Genomic DNA, 19,268 nt, shown 5'->3' on the forward strand with positions numbered 1-19,268 from the left:
TTCCCGGATCAGTTTATCGGCAGCTGTACGCTCTGTGTATGCTTTTCGACAGGAAGCCCTTCACTTTCAATCAGCACAGTAAATTCTCCTTTACTGCCTTTGGGAAGGGCTTTCTTAACCGGAAGCCGAACCATTGATTTTTCAAAGGGTTTCAGTCCCCGAACCGTTCTTTTGGAAAGCAGCTCACGGCCTTTCAGAACGTTTACCGTCGAAGGTTTTGAAGGCACGGTTCCGAAATTGGTTACTTCCACATATGCATCAAGTCCTGTTGCGGTAAACTCAAACTTCGGTGCGAGTGCGGAAAGAACCGGTACTTCGTAGACGACTCCCGGGAGACGGCTCCAGCCATAAAGAATTGCTCCGTCCTTTGTTTCCCCAGAAGTTTTCCGGCGAAGTTCTCTTCTGTCAGTCCCGACTCTTTTCCGGAAAAAATCAGAATCAGATCTTCTCCGTCCTTTTCCAAAGACTGAAACTTTGCTCCGCGGCCGTAATTCACTGCTGCGGAATCGCCGAAACGAATGGAATCGAAATCGATATCCTCTATCGGATTAAAGTCGCTTTCGGCCCGGATTTTCACCCGGATATCCGCCGAGGAAGTAAAAAAAGGCTCTTTATTAAGCACCTCGATCAGACGCGGCTTCTGCACCGGAATCACGATACTTTTTGAATTATGAATGTCATTCGGCAGATCGGAGTGCTTGTCTGTATCGATGACCGCAAAGAAACTGAGATACGGCCGTCCATATTCATCCTGCAGAAAACGAATGCGTTCATATTTATACCAATCCAGCGAAGAACCGTCCGTATATTCCGCAATACCCGGCACATAGGCCTCGCCTGCTTCCGTTTTCCAATGGAACCCGTCTTTAGAACGCAGATAGTAGGCAATCCGTCCCTTCCAGTCATTCACGATGATATGATACTGAATATCATCTTTCCACATGACCGGATCTTCGAAAATACCGGGAACCCGGGGATAAACCGATTCTGAACTCACCTCATACCAGCGATCCTTACCATCCGGACTGGCCCAGATATAACCGCGGCGCGAGACGGCAATCATCGAGCGGTCCGCTCGTTCCGCAAACGAAAAGTTTACAAAGTTTTTAAAAGCGTAACGCTCACGCCGGTCGAAAATATAGGTTCCCGCCTTCCAGGGGCCATCCAGACTTTCAGACGAATAGAAACGGCCGTGCGTGGAATAGATCATCCATTCATCGTGTGCATTCCGATAAAGCTCCGGATTATGCCCCGGTCCGATCCGGTCCTTGAAAACATACGGTCCCACCGGGTCATCCGCCACGGCATGAACAATTTCGGAGTCAAAATAACCGAAATGGCCGCGCGGCTCGTTTTCCGGCCAGCGGGCGGTATAAAGGTGATATTTTCCGTTTTCGTTATGAGGAAAAGCACACCAGTAGGACCACTTCGGATCTTCTATGCCATTAGTAATATCACGCGGTTTAACATTTTCGCCACCCCAAGTATCAGACGTCATGCCGTCCCGCATCGGCATAGGAAGAAACAGATCCTTAAACTGCCCTCCGCGAACCAGCTTCTTCCATTCTTCCGGCCGCTCCCGGACCACACTGTCCGCAATGGAAAACAGACACAGCCCCGCACAGGCCATTCCCAGCACCAGTCGTTTCATCAACAGCTCCTTCAGCAATTCCTCGATAAATATACGTCTTTTACTCCGCAGCGATAGGGGTGTTTACGCTAAAGACATATTGAATTCCGTCAGCGATTCATTCCGTCCGGAGCGCAGCGGCATCCTCGGGTCAAGAACAGTAAAGGTCCGTCGGATGCTCGGAAGTTATGATGATTTCCGGGCTTTATAAAGCATCCAGGCGGCGAGTGTTTTGGCATCGGCAACTCCGCCGCTGCGAATCAGAGCATCCATCTCCTCTTCGGTCAGCAGAACGGTTTCAATGCGTTCATCATCATCAAAAGAAACCGCACCGGGTTCAGCAGCTACGCGGGCGAAAAATACATCGATGCGTTCCGTGCAGTATCCGACACTCGGGAACACGGGACCAAGCAGTTCGAGCGTTTCAGCCCTGTAACCGGTCTCCTCCTGCAGTTCGCGCTCGGCGGAAACAATCTCTTTTTCCCCGGGATCGCAGTTTCCGGCCACCACCTCAAAACAAATCCGCTCCATCGGCTTGCGGAACTGTCGGATGAATATAAACCGGCCGTCGGGCCGCTGCGGAATAACGGCAACAGCGACCCCATGGTGTACAATTTCACGTTTGGATTTCCGTCCGTTCTCGAGCTCGACGTCGAGCACATCGACATTAAGAATGAGACCTTCATAAACGGTCCTGCGGGAAAGCGTTTTTTCGTACATTTTTCATCTCCGGTTTGAACAGCTGAATCCTCTCCTTTATAGTCCGCCGCCATGAACCACGCGAGAAAAGATTGGGAAAGGGCCGAAGCGGCTTACCTTGCCTCCTATGCATCAAAGAGTTTCGAAAGTCTGGGCCGCCGGCACCCGGAACAGCCGCATCCGCGCCGCAGCTGCTTTGCGCGCGACCGCGACCGTATTCTGCACAGCCGCTGTTTCCGAAGACTGGAATATAAAACCCAGGTTTTTGTGAACGGAACAGCGGATCACTACCGCACGCGCCTGACCCATACCATGGAAATGTCGGCCACCGGCCGGACGCTGGCGCGTATTCTGAGAGCCAATGAGGATCTGACGGAGTGCATCTGCCTGGCCCACGATCTCGGCCACAGCCCGTTCGGGCACGAAGGCGAGCATGTGCTTGATGAGCTGATGAAAGATTACGGCGGATTTGATCATAACCTGCAAAGTCTGCGTAATGTGGAACTGGTCGAGTCACCCTATCCTGACTTCAAAGGACTCAACCTGACCTGGGAAGTACGTGCCGGTCTGCTGAAACACGAGGCACATCGCGAACATGCAGAACTGGACGGACACCCCATCGGACCGTTCCAGTCGCTGGAAGCACAGATTGCCGATATTGCCGATGACATGACCTATCACGCCCACGATGTGGACGACGGACTTGAAGCAGGCATTGTAACCCAGGAACAGCTCGAAACAACGGAGTTCTGGAAAATGGCCGCATCAATGACAAAGGAACGATACCCGAATCTTTCAGCGTTTCAGTTCCAGCGCGCAACCATCCGGGCCATGCTTGAGCTGCAGGTGGTCGATGTGACGGACCACGCACTCCAACGGCTGGAAAAAATCAATCCGCAGTCAGTGCGCGATGTGATGACCGCCCCGGAACGGATCGTGGAGTTCAGTCCGGAAATGAAGGAAATACTCAGCCAGTTTTCGGCCTTCATGTTCAAAAATATGTATTACCATCGCAGCGTTGCCGATGCGGCCCGGCAGGCGGTCTCAATGATGCGCAAACTGTTTCTGTATTATATTGCGCACCCGGAATCGATGGGCGAAAAAGCCCGGGAGCGGCTGGATGAGGAAGGTCTTTGGCGCACAGTATGCGACTATGTGGCCGGCTGTACCGACCGCTATGCCATTGAAGAATTCCAAAAATACGGCCTGCAGCAGATTTAAATGAGTACCGTGGAGATTAAGAATGGATGATTATATTCCGCTTTTACGGTTTGCATCGGATATCGGAATGGTCGTCCTGATCTGGCTTGTTCAGCTGATCATTTATCCATCGTTCTTTCTGATCGATGCCGGCAAATTCACCGCCTGGCACGCACGTTACACCCGGCGGATTTCTGTTGTGGTGATGCCCCTGATGATCGCGCAGGCCGTCAGCACTGCGGTGTTACTCACCCGGAACGCCGATCCGGGACTGAAGCTGGAAACTGTCGGTCTCATAGCCGCCTGGACCGTAACCTTCAGTCTGTCGGTCCCCTGCCATAAAAAACTTCAGCAATCAGGAAAAAATGATGACGTCATCCGGCGCCTGATCTTCACCAACTGGTTTCGAACAGCCGCCTGGACGCTGGTTTTACTATCGGGATTACTCACGGAATAAGCGCTCGTTTTCACGAAGCCCGCTGCAAAGCGGCTTGACGGAGCGGTGAGCAGATGCCATATATGTCATCTTTATTAACAAATAGTGTAATGAACTAACCGGTCGGAGACTTAAAATGAGTGATGAGCAGAAATCAAGCGGGCTTCCGATGGCCAGCAAATGGGATCCGGAAAAGATCCGCAAAGAAGAGGAATACCTCAAGGATCTGAACACCAAACCCTTTGGCCAGAAGGTAAAAGGATATTTCAAACTGACCGGACCGGCCTGGATGCAGAGCGCCATGACTCTGGGGGCCGGTTCTGCTGCGGCGTCGGTGGTGGCCGGCGCGTTTTTCGGATATCAGCTGTTGTGGGTTCAGCCGATTGCAATGTTCCTGGGCGTCTTCATGATGGCGGCACTGTCGAATATCACACTGACCAAGGGTGAACGCGGATACGAAGTGGTAAAACGTGAGCTGCATCCGTCCATTGCATTTTTCTGGGCATTAGCCACTGTGGTTTCGACCGTGATCTGGCACTTCGGCCAGTATGCCCTGCTCGGCGGGGCCTTCTGGGATATTGCCAACGTGGCCGGTATTGAAAACGCAGGAGATTCAAAAACCATCGAAACGGTGGTGCGTTTTGCCGGCGGATTCCTGATTCTCGGCATTAACATTGCCCTGACCTGGAACTATGGCGGAAAATCCAAGGGCATCAAAATCTATGAAGGTTTTCTCAGCTGGACCATTCGCGCGGTAATGGCCGCCTTCCTGATTGTGGTTGTTGTGCAGGCCGTGAAAATGGAAGTCGACTGGGGCGGAGTCTTTAAAGGCTTCTTTGCGTTCTCTGTGCCCGGCGAAGGTTCCATAACCACCATTCTCGGCGCCATCGGTGCCGCAGTAGGCATTAATATGACCTTTCTCTACCCCTACTCTATTCTGGCAAAAGGCTGGGGAAAACACCATAAAGGACTGGCCCGCTTCGATTTGGTGATGTCGCTGTTTGTGCCCTACATCATTCTCACATCGCTGATCATCATCGGTATGGCTTCCACCGTGCACGGAAACCTCGGCGAAGGCGTAACACAGGCGAACTTCAAACCGATTGATGCCGCACAGGCGCTGGCCAGCGTATTGGGCAGCGGTCTCGGACGTATTGTATTCGACCTCGGTTTTGCCGGTATGGCCTGCGGCGCCATCAGTGCCCATATGGTCTGCTGCGGGTTCACCGTCTGCGAAATGTTCGGCCTCGAATACACCACTAAACGTTACCGCATGTTCACGCTGGTTCCGGCCATTGGGATTCTGGGCGTAATGATCCAGAGTCCGATCTGGCTGCCGGTGATTGCTTCCGCGCTCGCTTTCACTATGCTTCCGATCGCCTATGTCAGCTTCTTTATTCTGAACAACAAGCGGTCTTATCTGGGTGATGCGGTTGGAAAAGGCTGGAAGCGCATTGCCGTGAATACCGTTCTGCTGATTGCGGTAATTCTGTCACTGATCGGAGCCGGTATTAAAATCAAAAGCGGTGTTATTGATAAAATCGCCAATATGGCGAACAAAGAAGCTGCGAAACAGCCGTAAACCTACGGCACTTCGTCAATCCAGCCCCCGCCGAGCACTTCTCCGTTTCTGTAAAAAACGGCGGCCTGACCGGGGGTCAGTGCAAACTGGGGCTCGTCAAATATGACGCGCCCCTTTTTCCGGTCACCCGAAACCTCAACTGTTGCCTGCGCCCCGTTACTCCGGTAGCGCGGACGTACTTCGCAAACGAAATCGTCCTGCGGCGGTTCGCCGGCAATCCAGTGAATATCGTCGAGCAGGCATTCGGATTTCATCACTCCCGGCCGTGGAGCAATTTCAACAATGTTATTCTCTGTATCCAGACGTTTGACATACATCCGCTCACCCAGGGCAATCCCGAGCTTCCCCCGCTGGCCTACCGTGAAATTATGCAGTCCGTCATGCTCGCCGACCACTTTTCCGGTGTGATCAACAATGTGTCCCTTCTGAACAACCGACGGATCGCGCTTCTCGACAAATTCCGCCAGCTTGCCCTCTTCAATAAAGCAGAGATCCTGACTGTCCCCGCGGGAAACAACGGGCAGTCCGCGCTCGGCGGAATAAGCCTTCACTTCCGGCTTTTCGATTCCGGCCAGCGGAAACAGCAGCATCGCGAGCTGTTTCTGGCCAAGACGATGCAGAAAGTACGACTGATCCTTATTCGGATCGGCTGCGGCTAACAGATGGTAGATCCCGCTTTCATCCTTTTCGACGCGGGCATAATGACCTGTAGCCACAAAATTACAGTTGAGCTGCACGGCACGATCAACCAGAAAACCGAACTTCACAAATGAATTACAATAGATACAGGGTGAAGGTGTACGCCCTGCGGCATACGATTTTACAAAAGGATCAACAATTTTATCAGTGAAAATGTCCTGTGCATTGACAACATAGTGACGGATATCCAGATAGGAACAGACGCGGCGTGCGCGCTCCACGTCCTCAAGAGAACAGCACCGCGAACCGTCTTTCCACATATGCGCCGTCAGGCCGATAACTTCATATCCCTGATCCACCAGCATCGCGGCAGCGGCCGAACTGTCGGTTCCACCGCTCATACCGACCGCAACACGACCTTTTGAAGGGTTCTGTTCTGAATTTGACATGCGCGGAAGATAGACACGACACTGCAACTTGGCAAGTTAAGCAGACATTTATTTGAACAGTGTTTAAAATCACTTGTCGAAAGTACATAAATCATCAATAAAGAATCACAAACTCGAAAACAAGAGGGAGGAGCAATGTGTTTTTCTAGTATTTTTTACTAGACCACCGCGCCGGCGTTTACTACAAACGAAAAGAACTTTAATAAACAACGAGGTATAACACATGGCTACTAACCCTATCGGTAAAAATACGAAAACCATCGGAATCAATATGTCAAAGAAGATGGCTGATGAACTTGAAAAACGTGCAGATTCCATGCACCTGTCTACGAGCAAATACTGCAAAGTGATCCTGACTGAATGGTTGGAATCCGGTCGTAAGCTGACCCTGCAGGAAAAAAAATAAGGCTCCGTGATTTTTAAGCGGACTGATCAGAACAGGGTTCTTAACAGAACCCTGTTTTGTTTGGCTTTTCCAGTCATTGGAATCCCTGTTTTTTATAAGAAAAAACAGCCGGTTAGTCTTTGACAGGCCGCGCTTTAAGGGGTATGGTCCGCGATCATTTTTTGAGAAAATAACGACGGAGAGTTTATCATGTCCATGCACAGCAGCTTGAAAGGCGCGGCTAAAATCCGCACGAAACGTAATGTACTGAAGCGCTTTGAGCGCGTTGAAAAACTGAAGGCCGAAGGCCGCTGGGCTGAGGGCGATCGCGCGCACGGTCTGCCGAAGACCAAGCCGGAAGCTTAATTCAGCGCTTACGCATTTGCAAAGCACTCCAGGCTGCAGCCGGGGGTGCTTTTTTATTGAATCATGCCTGCAAACGAATCCATTCGACTCCAGAAACACCTGGCCGACTGCGGTCTGGGCTCCCGGCGCTTCTGTGAAAAACTGATTTCCGCCGGACGGGTTAAGGTGGACGGTAAAATTGTTACCGAGCTGGGAACCAAAGTGGTTCCCGGCCGGCAGAAAGTGGAATGCAACGGAAAACCGGTTATTCAGGAACCCCCGGTTACCCTGCTGCTGAACAAACCGCCCAAAGTGATCTGCACCTCGGATGATCCACAGGGCCGGACCACTGTACTTGACCTGCTTGACGATCTGCCGGAACGCGTTTACACCGTCGGCCGCCTTGATTTCATGAGCGAAGGGCTGATTGTAGTGACCAACGATGGCGATCTTGCCCATGCCCTGATGCACCCGAGGTATCATATTCCCAAGGTCTATAAGGTCTGGATTGATACGCCGCTGGGCTTTCACCAGCGGCCGAAAATGATGCGCGGAATTCCCAACCGGGGCGAAACCCTGCGTGTGCTCCATATTGATGAGGGCAAACATACGAAACAAGGGGTTGAATATACCATCACTCTGGGCGAAGGCCGTAACCGCCATATTCGCCGGCTGATGGAACATTTTGATAAAAAAGTTTTCCGGCTGCAGCGTACTGCTATCGGACCGATCCGACTGGACGACCTGAAAACCGGCGAATGGCGCCGCGTCAAACCCGCCGAGTTGAAACTGCTGCGCATTGCCATCCGGGAAGCAAAAGCGCAGGCAAAATAGCGCAAAGCCGCTTGACGTCAGCAGATGATAAATAATACCGTATTTGTCATATATAAATTGCATTAAGAGCGGCGTGAGGGAACTGGCCCGGCGAGCGTCCGGCAACCTGAAAAGAACGCAGGTGCCAAGGCCAGGCTTTGCAGCGCAAAGCAACGATGTGTTCCAGCAGATGGAAAAAGATCGCTGTCTTTTCGCAAAGTTTTTCCCGGCGGCGTGAATATCAACCCGAAGGAGAAACCTAATGAGTAAACTGGAAACCCAATGTCTGCACGCCGGATACGAATCCGTCGAAGGAAGTACTAAATCCCAGGCTGTTCCGCTGTACCGCACGGCATCCTACCGTTTTGACAGCACCGAACACGCGGCCAATCTGTTCACCCTCAAAGAACTGGGCAATATCTACACCCGCCTGATGAATCCCACCTCCGATATTCTGGAACAGCGCGTGGCTGCTCTGGAAGGCGGAGCCGCAGCGCTCGCACTGGCCTCCGGTACCAGCGCGGTATTTTACAGCATCATCAATCTGGCGAAGTCGGGTGATGAGATTGTGTCCTCCAGCAATCTCTATGGCGGCACCTACACGCAGTTCAACGACATTCTGCCGGGCATGGGCATCAAGGTGAACTTTGTGGATTCGTCCGACCCGAAAAATTTTGAAGCCGCCATCAATGAAAAAACCAAAGCGGTATTCTGCGAAACCATCGGCAACCCCGCTCTGGGACTGACCGATATCCAGGGCGTTGCCGATATCGCACACGCGCACGGGCTTCCGCTGATTGTCGATTCCACTTTCACCACTCCAGCCCTGCTGCGTCCGCTGGACCACGGGGCCGACATTGTCGTCCACTCGCTGACCAAATGGATGGGCGGTCACGGAACCGGCATCGGCGGCATTGTTGTAGACTCCGGAAAATTTGACTGGACCACCGGCAAGCACCCGCTGCTGTCCGACCCGGAGCCAAGCTACTGGAACGTCAGTTTCGCTAACGATCTCGGCGATCTGGCTCCCCTCGCCTACATTCTGCGTATGCGTCTGATTCCGCTTCGCAATCTCGGAGCCTGCATCGCTCCGGACAACGCCTGGATGGCTCTGCAGGGCATTGAAACACTGGCTCTGCGTATGGAGCGCCACTCCGAAAACGGTCGCGCCGTGGCCGAACACCTGAAAAAAAGCAGCTCCGTCGAGTGGGTTAAATATGCCGGAGACGACAAACTGGCATCGAAATATCTCCCGAACGGAGCCGGCGGCATGGTCGTCTTTGAAATCAAAGGCGGCGAAGAGGCCGGCCGTAAATTCATCGAAGCCCTCAGTATGTTCTCACACGTAGCCAATGTGGGCGATGCGCGCAGTCTGGCCATTCATCCGGCAAGTACGACGCATTCCCAGCTGACACCGGAACAGCAGGCTGCCGGCGGTATTACGCCCGGTCTGATCCGTCTATCGATCGGTATCGAACATATCGACGATATTCTGGCCGATATCGACCAGGCACTGGCTCGGTCATAAAAAACGGAAACAGGCCGTCCCGTTCCGGGGCGGTCTTAAAATTCAGCCTCATCGATTTTTCAAACTCAAATGCGGAGCAATAAACAGTATCAGCAGCCCTGCCAGAATACCCGGCATACCTTCATAGATCATATTGTGCCAGCCGGCCCCGCGCCAAAGCATAGCGACGGCCAAACCGCCCAGCATCGCAAATACAGCCGTTTTATGACCGGGCTTTCCGCCGAAGCACAGATACATCAGCAGCGGAGCAAAGGCACTTGCCAGTCCTGACCACGCCATAATCACCAGACTGAATACACTCTGTTTATTCAGAATGGCCCAGCCCAGCGCAAATACGGTGATCAGAACAGTCGTCACTTTCAGCATCCAGGTTTTTTCAATCTTCTGCGGAATCAGATCGTGGGTAACCGCCGAAGAACAGCTCAGCACCACGGAATCCGCTGTGGACATCGTTGCCGCAAAAACACCGGCAAGAATCAGCCCGACCAGAAACGGCGGCAACAGCTCCTGTGCCATCATCGGCAACGCCAGTTCGGCATCAAAAGCACCCGTGTCGGACAGGTAGATTCTCGACAGCATGTAGCGGCGGCATAAAACGCGATAAACCAGAGATAATACCAGAACTTTGCCCGCACCATTTTGGTTTTACAGTCGAGCGTCATAAACCGCACCATGACATGCGGCTGCCCGGCAACCGACAATCCGGCAAATCCCCAGCTGACAGCAAAAAAAAGGCCGCCGAACAGCCCCGGAAAAACCAGTCCCTTGGGAAACAGGTCAAGAAATCCTTCCACCCGGCCCATCTGCTCAATTGCACCGGACACGCCACCAACCGAAGAGGTAGCCACAATCAGCAGCAGACTCATCGCCAGCATCATCACGACCGACTGCGCCGCATCGGTCCAGATGGACGCCCGGATGCCGCCGGAAAAACAATAGACCGCTACCAGCACCGCACCGATCACCGCACCGGTCCATTCCGGCCAGTCAAACAGCACATGCAGTGCCTTGCTTCCCGCCACAAGCTGTGCTCCGGCGTAGGCCATCAGAAAGATCAGCGTCACTGCGGCGGCCAGACGCTGCAGCACCACGTTCCGATTTCCGTTCCATGCGCTGAGCACTCCGGCATAACTGACTTCACCGGTACGCTCTGTCGCAATGCGCAGCCGCCGATGAACCAGACTGGAGGCCACCATATCACCCAGAATCCAGCCGGTCATCAGCCAGATCGAAGCCAGCCCGGTCACATAGGTGTAGCCGATGACTCCGATAAACATGTATCCGCTGTTGTTGGTCGCAACGGCGGAAAGTCCAACGAGTGACGGCGGGATTGAACTGCTGGCCAGATAATAATCTTTTTTGGTTCCCCGACTGTGCAGCACCGAACTGATACCGATGACCGCAAACAGACTGAGAAATAAAAGAAATCCGAAAACCATCATGCGTTCATCCCCGCCCTTGCGATCAATCTACAACGGCTTCCGCTTCCAGCGAATAGGAGCCGTCTTCCCGGTGCACCTCTTTACCGTGCAAAGGCGGATTGAAAACACAGGCCATCTGCATTTCCTCAAAGGCACGAAGCATATGATCGTCATTTTTATCGAGGATATAAATAGTGCCCGGTTCAATGGGATACTTTATACCGTCACTGAGCGTCTCTACTTCGCCACGCCCGGAGATGCAATAGACGGACTCCAGATGTTTTTTGTAATGAAGATGAAAATCGGCATCTTTATAAATCGTCGTGATATGAAATGAAAATCCCATTCCGTCATCACGAAGAAGCAGACGCGTGCTCTCCCAGTTTCCATCCGGCGAGACAACACGACGCGCAGAGGCATTGGCCTCCTTGAGGTTTCTGACAATCATTTTACTTTTTCCTCCACATGGTTCTTCTCAACAATGACATCATCGAAATAATCGGTCTCCTCTGGAATTTCATCCACTCGTCGGCACACCAGCCGGACAGCATTCTCCAGAATATCAATACCCCGCTTCAGGTTTTCGTCCGTAATAACCAACGGACACAGCAGCTTAATCACCTGATCATCCGCGCCGCTGGTTTCAATAATCAGCCCCTGACGGAATGCCGCCTGGGTAATCTGTCCGGCAATATCCCCATTGACACAGTTAATGCCCTGAAACATGCCGCGGCCGCGGGTGGTAAAATGGCCTTCACCATATTCGTCCACGATTTTATTCAGCCGTTTCTCAATATATTTCCCTTTTCGCTGTACCTCTTTTTCGAAAGTGTCATCACTCCAGAATTCATCAATCGCCGCCTTTGCCGTAACAAAAGCCATGTTGTTTCCACGGAATGTGCCGTTGTGTTCACCGGGTTTCCAATTGTCGTATTTCGGTTTGATCAGCACCACAGCAAACGGCAGACCGTAACCGCTGAGGGATTTTGAGAGCGTAATGATATCGGGTTTGATCCCCGCTTCTTCAAAACTGAAAAAGTTTCCGGACCGGCCGTTGCCTGCCTGAATGTCATCAACAATCAACAGCATTTCATGTTTTCTGCACACCGCTTCCAGCTTTCTCAGCCACTCCACGGTGCAGGCGTTAATGCCGCCTTCGCCCTGAATACATTCAACAATGGCCGCCGCCGGCTTATCAATGCCGCTGCTCGAATCCGAAAGGATCTTGTCCATATATTCAATGGTATCGAGATCGTCACCCATGTAGCCGTCGTAGGGCATCCGGCTGCTGCCGGCCAGTGTCAGTCCCGCCGCGCCGCGATGATGCGAGTTGCCCGTACAGGCCAGCGAACCCATACTCACCCCGTGAAAGCCGTTGGTGAACGAAATGATGTTACTGCGGCCCGTGTAGCTTCGGGCCGCTTTCAGTGCTGCCTCGACCGCATTGGTTCCGGTAGGACCGGTGAACATGACCATATAATCGAGCTCACGAGGCTGAAGAATTTTTTTCTGAAAGGTTTCCAGAAACTCGCGTTTGGCTTCGGTATGCAGGTCCAGACTGTGCGAGATACCGTCGTTGGCAATATATTCCAACAGCTTTTCTTTGAATACCGGATGGTTGTGGCCGTAGTTCAGCGAACCGGCACCCGCCAGAAAATCGAGATATTCATTACCATCGGTGTCATAAACATACTCCCCTTTTGCACGTTCAAAAATGCGGGGGAAATTTCGAGCATAACTCTGAACTTCTGATTCTATTTCATCGAAGATCTTCATCTATTTTTCCTCGCTTTGCTGTTTGGTTATCGGGCCGATATGCCACAGTTCTTCCGATTCGTGGATACCTTCAAAATGTGTGTCACGATCAAATCCTGCAGAAACCTTTACAGGGGCATGCAGCGCGGCGGCCAATTTAGAGAATACCGCCTGCGAAGCCTTATTGGTCGGGGTGATGGTGGTTTCCAGTGCCTGAATATTCCGGCAGGCCGGGCGTTTCAGCAGTTCGAGCAGCATCCGGCCGGCCAATCCCTGACCACGGGCCGGTTCCGCTACGGCAACCTGCCAGATAAAAAGCGTGTCAGGTCGATCCGGAATCAGATAGCCGCTGATAAAGCCGACCAGATTCCCCTGCTCTTTTGCACAGATTGCCGTTTCATTAAAATGGGAACATTGCAATAGATTACAGTATACGGAGTTCGGATCCAGCGGAGGACATGCTGCAACCAGCCGGTGCAGCGCATAACCGTCGGTGGATACCGGCGGATGAAAATCAATGGTTGTTTTTTGCAAAATACCTCGCTTTGCAGTCGGTTGCTGTTGCTTTAAATTGAAATCAAGGCAAGCTGACTGTGTGTTGTATTCGAATATCGTTTTTTATTTACGGACAGTTTCTACCGCCCTGAGTACGGGAAAGCGCAAGCACCGTAGAAAAGGATGAATTTGCATGCAAACTATTTCGTGTTAGAATTATTCGTCTAGATATCTTATCAGGTATAAAGAAAGAGCTCATCATGACCGAACAAAGTAATATTACGCTGGAGCAACGGAACGAATTTTTCGAAACCTATGGCATCCGTGTGCTGAAATCGCTGCGCCGCATTATCCGCGCCGTTGATATCCACTCCAAAAAACTGAGCCATGATTATAAAATCACGGCACCGCAGATGATCTGCCTTTACAGCCTTCAGAAAAACGGACCGATGACGCAGTCCGAGCTGGCCCAGGATGTCGATCTCGGTATGAGCACGGTGAACGGCATAATTGACCGTTTACATGCAAAAGGCTGGATTCACCGACAGCGTGACGAGGTGGACCGCCGCAAAGTTTTTCTTGAACTGACGGAAAGCGGAACAGTTCAGGCCAATGAAGCCCCTGCTCTGCTGCAGGATAAACTCTCTGAAGCCCTGCAGGCCCTGCCGGAACTGGAACAGGCCGCCATTGCATTGTCGCTCGAACGTATCGTTGAACTTATGGGTGTCGGTCATCTGGAAGCTTCAAGCAACCTGATTCCTACCGAACAGATTCCGGAAAATCCGTCTTCGTCCGCTCGCGGTTGATAGATCAGACATCCAGCCGGGATGTCCCATAATACGGTGGCGACGGCGTGAACGAGTCGCATTTAAGCATCGCCGTTCGCATTCCGATATGCTTGTTTATTTCCGGCAGCGCGCAGATGAAGACTGCGTTGCATGGTTTGCCGGAAATAAACATCGGATGGAAAGAAAATGATCTGTTTATTATCCCCCTCGAAAAGTATGGATATGGAGCCGGTGAATCTGAAGGATTTCACCGAACCGCTTTTTCTCGAAAAATCGCAGCAGCTGATTTCCAGAGCCCGGAAGTTCAGTACGGCCGAGCTGATGGAATTCATGGAGATCAGTGAAAAACTCGCGGAGCTGAACCGGCAGCGTTTCAACGACTGGAACCTGCCGTTCACTCTTGAAAATGCTAAACAGGCGGTTTTCGCGTTTACCGGCGATGTCTATGACGGACTCGATGCCGGTTCACTGAAAAAAGCCGATCTGAATTTTGCACAGGAGCATCTACGGATACTCTCCGGGCTTTACGGATTACTGAAACCGCTCGACCTGATCCAGCCCTATCGCCTGGAAATGAGCCGTCCGCTGGAAACACGCGGGGCAAAAAATCTGTATCAATTCTGGAGCACACTGATTACCGAAGAACTGAATCAGACACCGGGCGATGCGATAATCAACCTGGCCTCGAATGAATACTTTAAAGCCATCGATAAAAAGACGCTGAAAAAGGATATTATATCGCCGGTGTTCAAGGACGGAAAAAACGGAACCTTTAAAATCATCAGCTTTTTCGCCAAAAAGGCGCGTGGCGCGATGGCCCGTTTTATTATCGAAAACCGCGTAACATCACCTGAAGAACTGCTGAAGTTCAATGAATCGGGATATGCATTCAACCCCGAATTATCCACACCGGCCACGCCGGTCTTTACTCGCCCGGAAAAACGAGCATAAAAGGTTATGCCTTACAGCAGCACGAACAGCTGTTTGCTCGGCGGTAGATTTTCCGAGCTTCCGACATTGCTTTCAATGCCGTTGAAAAAGCACCGAGTGCTTTCAGCTGTTTCTTTTCAGGCATCAGTACACAGCCTGCCGCGTGCATCTGTCTCACACCGCTCCAGGACTGCGGCTGAGTCTCAAGGTAGTATCTTACTTTAGCCATTATGCGCTCCATATTTTTTACAGGATCAATGGTAACTTTTAATATTGGGATAAGATAAACAGCAGGTTAAATGATCGTGTTCACTCGAATGAATACCGCCTGTTTTTTCAAGGTTTGGAACTTTTCCGCCGCTGATGAGATGCGGTATAAACAATGACATGAGTTCGGACCATGGCAGAAAGCAGTTGCATGCGTTTTTTTCCGGGCGGGTTCAAGGTGTCGGATTTCGTTACACCGTCTGCGAACTGGCGTCGTCGTTCGCTGTCACCGGGTTTGTGAAAAATCTATGGGACGGCGATGTAGAACTTGTGGCGGAAGGCGCGCATCAGGAGCTGGTCGATTTCCTGAACAGGATCAGAACCTCGCGGCTGGGCCGCGGAATCGTACAGGTCCGGGTTGGCTGGAATGAAGCCTCAGACCGATTTAAACAGTTTGGAATCGAATTTTAATGAAGTACGCAATTTTAGGAGATATTCATGCCAACCTCGAAGCACTGACCGCTGTGCTGGAGGATGCCGGAAAACAGGGCGTCACCCATTATGCCTGCACCGGGGATGTGGTGGGCTATAATGCTGACCCGAAAAACTGCCTGCAGATCATCCGCAACCTGAAATGCAGTGTGGTACAGGGCAATCATGACTATTATGCCGCCTGCAACGAGAACATGGAACTGTTCACGCCCATGGCTCAGAAAAGTATCCGCTGGACCCGGAAACATCTATCGCCCTTCGAACGGAAATATCTGCGGCATCTTCCGCTGATTATCGACATCGAAAACTTCACGATTGTGCACAGCTCCCTGAGTAATCCGCACCGCTGGAACTATATTTTCAAACGCCGCGCCGCCGATGCCAATTTCCGGAACCAGTTTAATAATGTCTGCTTTTTCGGACATACCCACGTCCCGCTCGCCTTTGTGAAAGGGGAAAGCATTGAAAAAGGGTTTTATGAGACACTGCAGATTAAACCGGGTTTTCAGTATCTGATCAATGTGGGCAGTGTCGGACAACCGCGCGACCGGAATCCTAAAGCGGCCTATGTAATCTACGACCTGGAGACGCAGACGATTACGATGCGCCGGGTTGAATATGATCTTACAGCAACTCAGAAAAAAATAAGGGCAGCCGGGCTGCCCTTCAGAAATGCTCTGCGTCTGGCCAGCGGGCGTTAAACTGCACCTGCGGAAGCCTGCTGTTTCCGGGCGATCTCACCGGCCGCACCGCCTTCCCCCACCAGTTTTGCATGCAGCAGAGCGGCTGCAATTTCGAGATCACTGCGGCTACGGATTTTCATATTTTCAAAACCGGCTTCAACCAGATGTATTTCTGAAGAAGACGATACCAATGATGACTCATCATCAATCAGCTTAGTTCCTTTGTTTTTTGTACTGATGATCTCTTTAATTACAGCTGTTTTGAATGCCTGCGGCGTTTGAGCACTCCAGATCGTATTCCGATCCAGTGTTTCAACCACACGATTTCCTTTCGGTGCAAATTTAGTCGCATCCTTAATCTTATGTGCCGCAATAGCGCAACCATAACGCTTAGCACGTTTCACCGTTTCAGACAGAACGCTTCGGGTGAGAAACGGACGTGAAGCTTCGTGAATCACAACGACCCCCGGATCCGTCTTAATTTTACTGAAAACAGTCCGCAGTGAACTCATCCGGTTAACCCCGCCGACAACCACACCGCGTACTTTCGTACATCCGAAGCGTTTAATTGCATGAATCGTTGGGTCCACCCGCTCCTTCCTTACCACCACCACAATACTGTCAATACAGTCGGCATTCTCCAGTGTCTTCAGGGAGTGCGATAAAATCGGACCGCTACCCAGCGGCAGAAATGCCGCCTCAGTCCCCGAAGCGATTTCCTCCTCTTTCCCGCAGGCAATAACAATGGCCATAACACTCATATTTTCTCCTTAACCCCGATGCAAATAACTTGAGCTCATTAAGTTACACCCTTAAAAAGAACACGTCAAGATTTGATCAAAAACGGTTTTGCTTTCCTTCCGAAGAACAACCCTCCATGATCCCGTCATGGATTCGGTGAGTTCTATGCTTATTCTTTATGACGGCAACTGCCCGCTCTGCTGTGCCAAACGTGATTTTCTGATGAGAAGAGATCGCAGAGGCGCACTTGAATTTGCCGATATTCGCGATCCGGATTTTTGCCTTCCTCTGGACGGAATCCCCCTTGATATGCTCGCCGCTGAAATTCATGCCATCACAAATGAACGCCAGGTATTGCACGGTATGGAGGTCATCCGAGCCGCTTATCGCGCCATCGGTATCGGGTGGATTGCGGCTCCGACCGGCTGGCCGCTGCTTCGTCCATTCTTCGACCTCCTGTATACACATATCGCCAGAAACCGGCTGAAAATCAGTCACCGACTTTTTCGTCCCTCTCGCTAATCACTTTAATACAACATGTTGCGCAGCCCCAACACAACACCCATAATTTGTTCATTGACTTGTTTTCCAGGCTTGGACAAAATTTATTTATGAAAGGCGGATATACGATACAACAGACCTTCAAGGGCTGGAAAGGAGACCAATCGATACCCTTGACTCATCCATACCCTAACCCGACCCCGAAAGGCCCCAGGCAATATGACCACCCCCCAGAAGAAAATCTTCGTTCTTGATACCAATGTAATCCTTCACGACAGCAGCTGCATTCATCAGTTCGGCGAACATGATATCGTCATACCTATCACCGTACTGGAAGAACTCGATCACTTTAAGAAAGGAAATGATTCGCTCAATTTTCACGCCCGCGAATTTGCCCGTACACTCGACTCACTGGCCGAAGACAAGCTGTTTAACGGTGGTGTATCCATTGGCACCGGTCGTGGTAAAATAAGCATTAAACTCGACAGTGAATTTCATGAAAATATTGCAGCCAATTTTGCCGACCGGAAAAAACCGGATCACCGGATTCTGAACAGCGGCTATTCGGTGGCCAAAGAATATCCGGACAGGATCGTTACGCTGGTAACCAAAGACGTCAACCTGCGGATGAAGGCCAAAGCCGTCGGGCTGCTGGCAGCCGACTATAAAAACGACCATGTCTCCGACATTCAGCGGCTCTATACCGGAACACGCATGGAAGAAAACGTGGATCCGGAACTGATCAACCTGATGTATACCCCGCCGTATGAATTCGCTTCAGACCGGTTGAAGGTGGATCACCCTCTCATTCCCAATGAATATCTTATCCTGCGCGGTGAACGAAAGTCCGCTCTGGCGGTTTATGACGATGAAATGAACCTCATCAAACATGTGGATAAAGTGCCGGCCTTTGGAATTACACCGCGAAATTCCGAACAGACCTATGCCCTCGATGCCATCCTGAACGATAACGTCCGGCTTGTTACACTCACCGGAAAAGCCGGCACAGGAAAAACGCTGATTGCACTCGCCGGGGCATTGAAACGGAAAAAAAGTTACCGCCAGATTCTGATGGCCCGACCTATTGTTGCGCTCAGCAATAAGGATATCGGCTTTCTTCCGGGCGATATTCATTCCAAGCTTGATCCCTACATGAAACCGCTTTTTGATAATCTCGCAGTTATTGAACATGCTCAGGGCGACTCCAAGAAAAGCCAGGTCACCAAACTTGTGGATGATAAAAAACTGATTATCGAGCCGCTTTCCTATATTCGCGGCCGAAGTCTGGTGAACACCTTCTTCATCATTGATGAAGCCCAGAATTTAACGCCGCACGAAATCAAAACCATTATCACCCGTGCAGGGGAAGGCACAAAAATTGTGTTTACCGGCGATGTGTTTCAGATCGACCATCCTTATCTCGACAGCCATTCAAACGGCCTGAGTTATCTGATTGAAAAGATGACCGGACAGCGGCTCTACGCACACGTCAACCTGACCAAAGGCGAGCGCTCGGAACTGGCCGACCTGGCCGGGTCGCTACTCTGAA

The 19,268-nt window shown here is 51.4% G+C and carries 22 protein-coding genes, 1 pseudogene and 1 riboswitch; of the genes and pseudogenes, 13 read left to right on the forward strand and 10 right to left on the reverse strand.

Features of this window, described 5'->3' with window-relative positions:
- Positions 1-8: 8 nt before the first annotated feature.
- The 3 genes from EGM51_05590 to EGM51_05600 form a co-directional block, all read right to left on the reverse strand.
- Positions 9-251 (reverse strand): hypothetical protein, encoded by a 243-nt coding sequence (locus EGM51_05590; GenBank protein QBG46891.1) that lies wholly within the window; start codon positions 249-251, stop codon positions 9-11.
- The gene (locus EGM51_05595) at positions 242-1,651 is read right to left on the reverse strand and encodes a hypothetical protein (GenBank protein ID QBG46892.1); all 1,410 of its coding nucleotides are present in this window, start codon (positions 1,649-1,651) and stop codon (positions 242-244) included. The genes EGM51_05590 and EGM51_05595 overlap by 10 nt, the downstream gene beginning before the upstream one ends.
- Before the next feature lie 165 nt (positions 1,652-1,816).
- A complete protein-coding gene (locus EGM51_05600) occupies positions 1,817-2,350 on the reverse strand; it encodes an NUDIX hydrolase (GenBank protein QBG46893.1) in 534 nt (177 codons plus the stop codon).
- 51 nt (positions 2,351-2,401) lie between these two features.
- Here EGM51_05600 and EGM51_05605 point away from each other — a divergent pair, with 51 nt between their 5' ends.
- The 3 genes from EGM51_05605 (at position 2,402) to EGM51_05615 (ending at position 5,547) form a co-directional block, all read left to right on the forward strand.
- Positions 2,402-3,550, forward strand: coding sequence for a deoxyguanosinetriphosphate triphosphohydrolase (locus EGM51_05605; protein QBG46894.1), 1,149 nt, complete (start codon positions 2,402-2,404; stop codon positions 3,548-3,550).
- A 22-nt stretch (positions 3,551-3,572) separates the two neighbouring features.
- Positions 3,573-3,986, forward strand: coding sequence for a hypothetical protein (locus EGM51_05610; GenBank protein QBG46895.1), 414 nt, complete (start codon positions 3,573-3,575; stop codon positions 3,984-3,986).
- 115 nt (positions 3,987-4,101) lie between these two features.
- Entirely contained in the window at positions 4,102-5,547 is a 1,446-nt protein-coding gene (locus EGM51_05615; GenBank protein QBG46896.1) for a hypothetical protein, read from the forward strand.
- A 2-nt stretch (positions 5,548-5,549) separates the two neighbouring features.
- On the opposite strand, the gene mnmA is transcribed toward EGM51_05615, so the two are convergent.
- Positions 5,550-6,635, reverse strand: a complete 1,086-nt coding sequence (gene mnmA, locus EGM51_05620) for a tRNA 2-thiouridine(34) synthase MnmA (protein ID QBG46897.1) — start codon at positions 6,633-6,635, stop codon at positions 5,550-5,552.
- Between the two features lie 223 nt (positions 6,636-6,858).
- On the opposite strand from mnmA, the gene EGM51_05625 reads away from it, so the two are divergent.
- From EGM51_05625 to EGM51_05640, 4 genes are all read left to right on the forward strand, one after another.
- Positions 6,859-7,041 carry a hypothetical protein gene (locus tag EGM51_05625; GenBank protein ID QBG46898.1) on the forward strand — a complete coding sequence of 61 codons (183 nt, stop codon included), beginning with the start codon at positions 6,859-6,861 and terminating at the stop codon, positions 7,039-7,041.
- Positions 7,042-7,230: 189 nt separating this feature from the next.
- Positions 7,231-7,386: a small basic protein gene (locus EGM51_05630; GenBank protein QBG46899.1), complete on the forward strand. Its 156-nt coding sequence runs from the start codon at positions 7,231-7,233 to the stop codon at positions 7,384-7,386.
- Positions 7,387-7,449: 63 nt separating this feature from the next.
- Positions 7,450-8,199: an rRNA pseudouridine synthase gene (locus EGM51_05635; GenBank protein QBG46900.1), complete on the forward strand. Its 750-nt coding sequence runs from the start codon at positions 7,450-7,452 to the stop codon at positions 8,197-8,199.
- A gap of 56 nt (positions 8,200-8,255) precedes the next feature.
- A riboswitch (SAM riboswitch) is annotated at positions 8,256-8,361 on the forward strand.
- A gap of 79 nt (positions 8,362-8,440) precedes the next feature.
- Positions 8,441-9,706, forward strand: a complete 1,266-nt coding sequence (locus tag EGM51_05640; GenBank protein QBG46901.1) for an O-acetylhomoserine aminocarboxypropyltransferase/cysteine synthase — start codon at positions 8,441-8,443, stop codon at positions 9,704-9,706.
- A gap of 48 nt (positions 9,707-9,754) precedes the next feature.
- Here EGM51_05640 and EGM51_05645 read toward each other — a convergent pair.
- From EGM51_05645 to ectA, 4 genes and pseudogenes are all read right to left on the reverse strand, one after another.
- A pseudogene (locus tag EGM51_05645) lies at positions 9,755-11,145 on the reverse strand (sodium/proline symporter).
- A gap of 25 nt (positions 11,146-11,170) precedes the next feature.
- The gene (locus EGM51_05650) at positions 11,171-11,575 is read right to left on the reverse strand and encodes an ectoine synthase (GenBank protein ID QBG46902.1); all 405 of its coding nucleotides are present in this window, start codon (positions 11,573-11,575) and stop codon (positions 11,171-11,173) included.
- Entirely contained in the window at positions 11,572-12,903 is a 1,332-nt protein-coding gene (ectB, locus tag EGM51_05655; protein QBG46903.1) for a diaminobutyrate--2-oxoglutarate transaminase, read from the reverse strand. The genes EGM51_05650 and ectB overlap by 4 nt, the downstream gene beginning before the upstream one ends.
- Entirely contained in the window at positions 12,904-13,419 is a 516-nt protein-coding gene (ectA, locus tag EGM51_05660; protein ID QBG46904.1) for a diaminobutyrate acetyltransferase, read from the reverse strand. It lies immediately after the preceding gene.
- A gap of 218 nt (positions 13,420-13,637) precedes the next feature.
- On the opposite strand from ectA, the gene EGM51_05665 reads away from it, so the two are divergent.
- Positions 13,638-14,183 carry a MarR family transcriptional regulator gene (locus tag EGM51_05665; GenBank protein QBG46905.1) on the forward strand — a complete coding sequence of 182 codons (546 nt, stop codon included), beginning with the start codon at positions 13,638-13,640 and terminating at the stop codon, positions 14,181-14,183.
- A gap of 168 nt (positions 14,184-14,351) precedes the next feature.
- A complete protein-coding gene (gene yaaA, locus EGM51_05670; protein QBG46906.1) occupies positions 14,352-15,116 on the forward strand; it encodes a peroxide stress protein YaaA in 765 nt (254 codons plus the stop codon).
- Positions 15,117-15,120: 4 nt separating this feature from the next.
- On the opposite strand, the gene EGM51_05675 is transcribed toward yaaA, so the two are convergent.
- Entirely contained in the window at positions 15,121-15,324 is a 204-nt protein-coding gene (locus EGM51_05675; protein QBG46907.1) for a hypothetical protein, read from the reverse strand.
- A gap of 158 nt (positions 15,325-15,482) precedes the next feature.
- Here EGM51_05675 and EGM51_05680 point away from each other — a divergent pair, with 158 nt between their 5' ends.
- Both EGM51_05680 and EGM51_05685 read left to right on the forward strand, forming a co-directional pair.
- On the forward strand, positions 15,483-15,773 hold the full coding sequence (locus tag EGM51_05680; GenBank protein ID QBG46908.1) for an acylphosphatase: 291 nt from the start codon (positions 15,483-15,485) through the stop codon (positions 15,771-15,773).
- The gene (locus tag EGM51_05685) at positions 15,773-16,495 is read left to right on the forward strand and encodes a metallophosphoesterase (protein ID QBG46909.1); all 723 of its coding nucleotides are present in this window, start codon (positions 15,773-15,775) and stop codon (positions 16,493-16,495) included. Before EGM51_05680 ends, EGM51_05685 begins: the two co-directional genes overlap by 1 nt.
- On the opposite strand, the gene EGM51_05690 is transcribed toward EGM51_05685, so the two are convergent.
- A complete protein-coding gene (locus EGM51_05690; protein ID QBG46910.1) occupies positions 16,492-17,238 on the reverse strand; it encodes a hypothetical protein in 747 nt (248 codons plus the stop codon). The two genes, EGM51_05685 and EGM51_05690, sit on opposite strands and share 4 nt — an antisense overlap.
- A 127-nt stretch (positions 17,239-17,365) precedes the next feature.
- Between EGM51_05690 and EGM51_05695 the strand changes: the two genes are divergently transcribed.
- Complete coding sequence (locus EGM51_05695) at positions 17,366-17,740, forward strand: DUF393 domain-containing protein (protein QBG46911.1); 375 nt, start codon at positions 17,366-17,368, stop codon at positions 17,738-17,740.
- A 198-nt stretch (positions 17,741-17,938) separates the two neighbouring features.
- On the forward strand, positions 17,939-19,267 hold the full coding sequence (locus EGM51_05700; protein ID QBG46912.1) for a PhoH family protein: 1,329 nt from the start codon (positions 17,939-17,941) through the stop codon (positions 19,265-19,267).
- Position 19,268: the final 1 nt, after the last annotated feature.

The sequence above is a fragment of the Verrucomicrobia bacterium S94 genome (assembly GCA_004299845.1).
In the GTDB taxonomy this organism is placed as follows: Bacteria; Verrucomicrobiota; Kiritimatiellia; order Kiritimatiellales; family Pontiellaceae; genus Pontiella.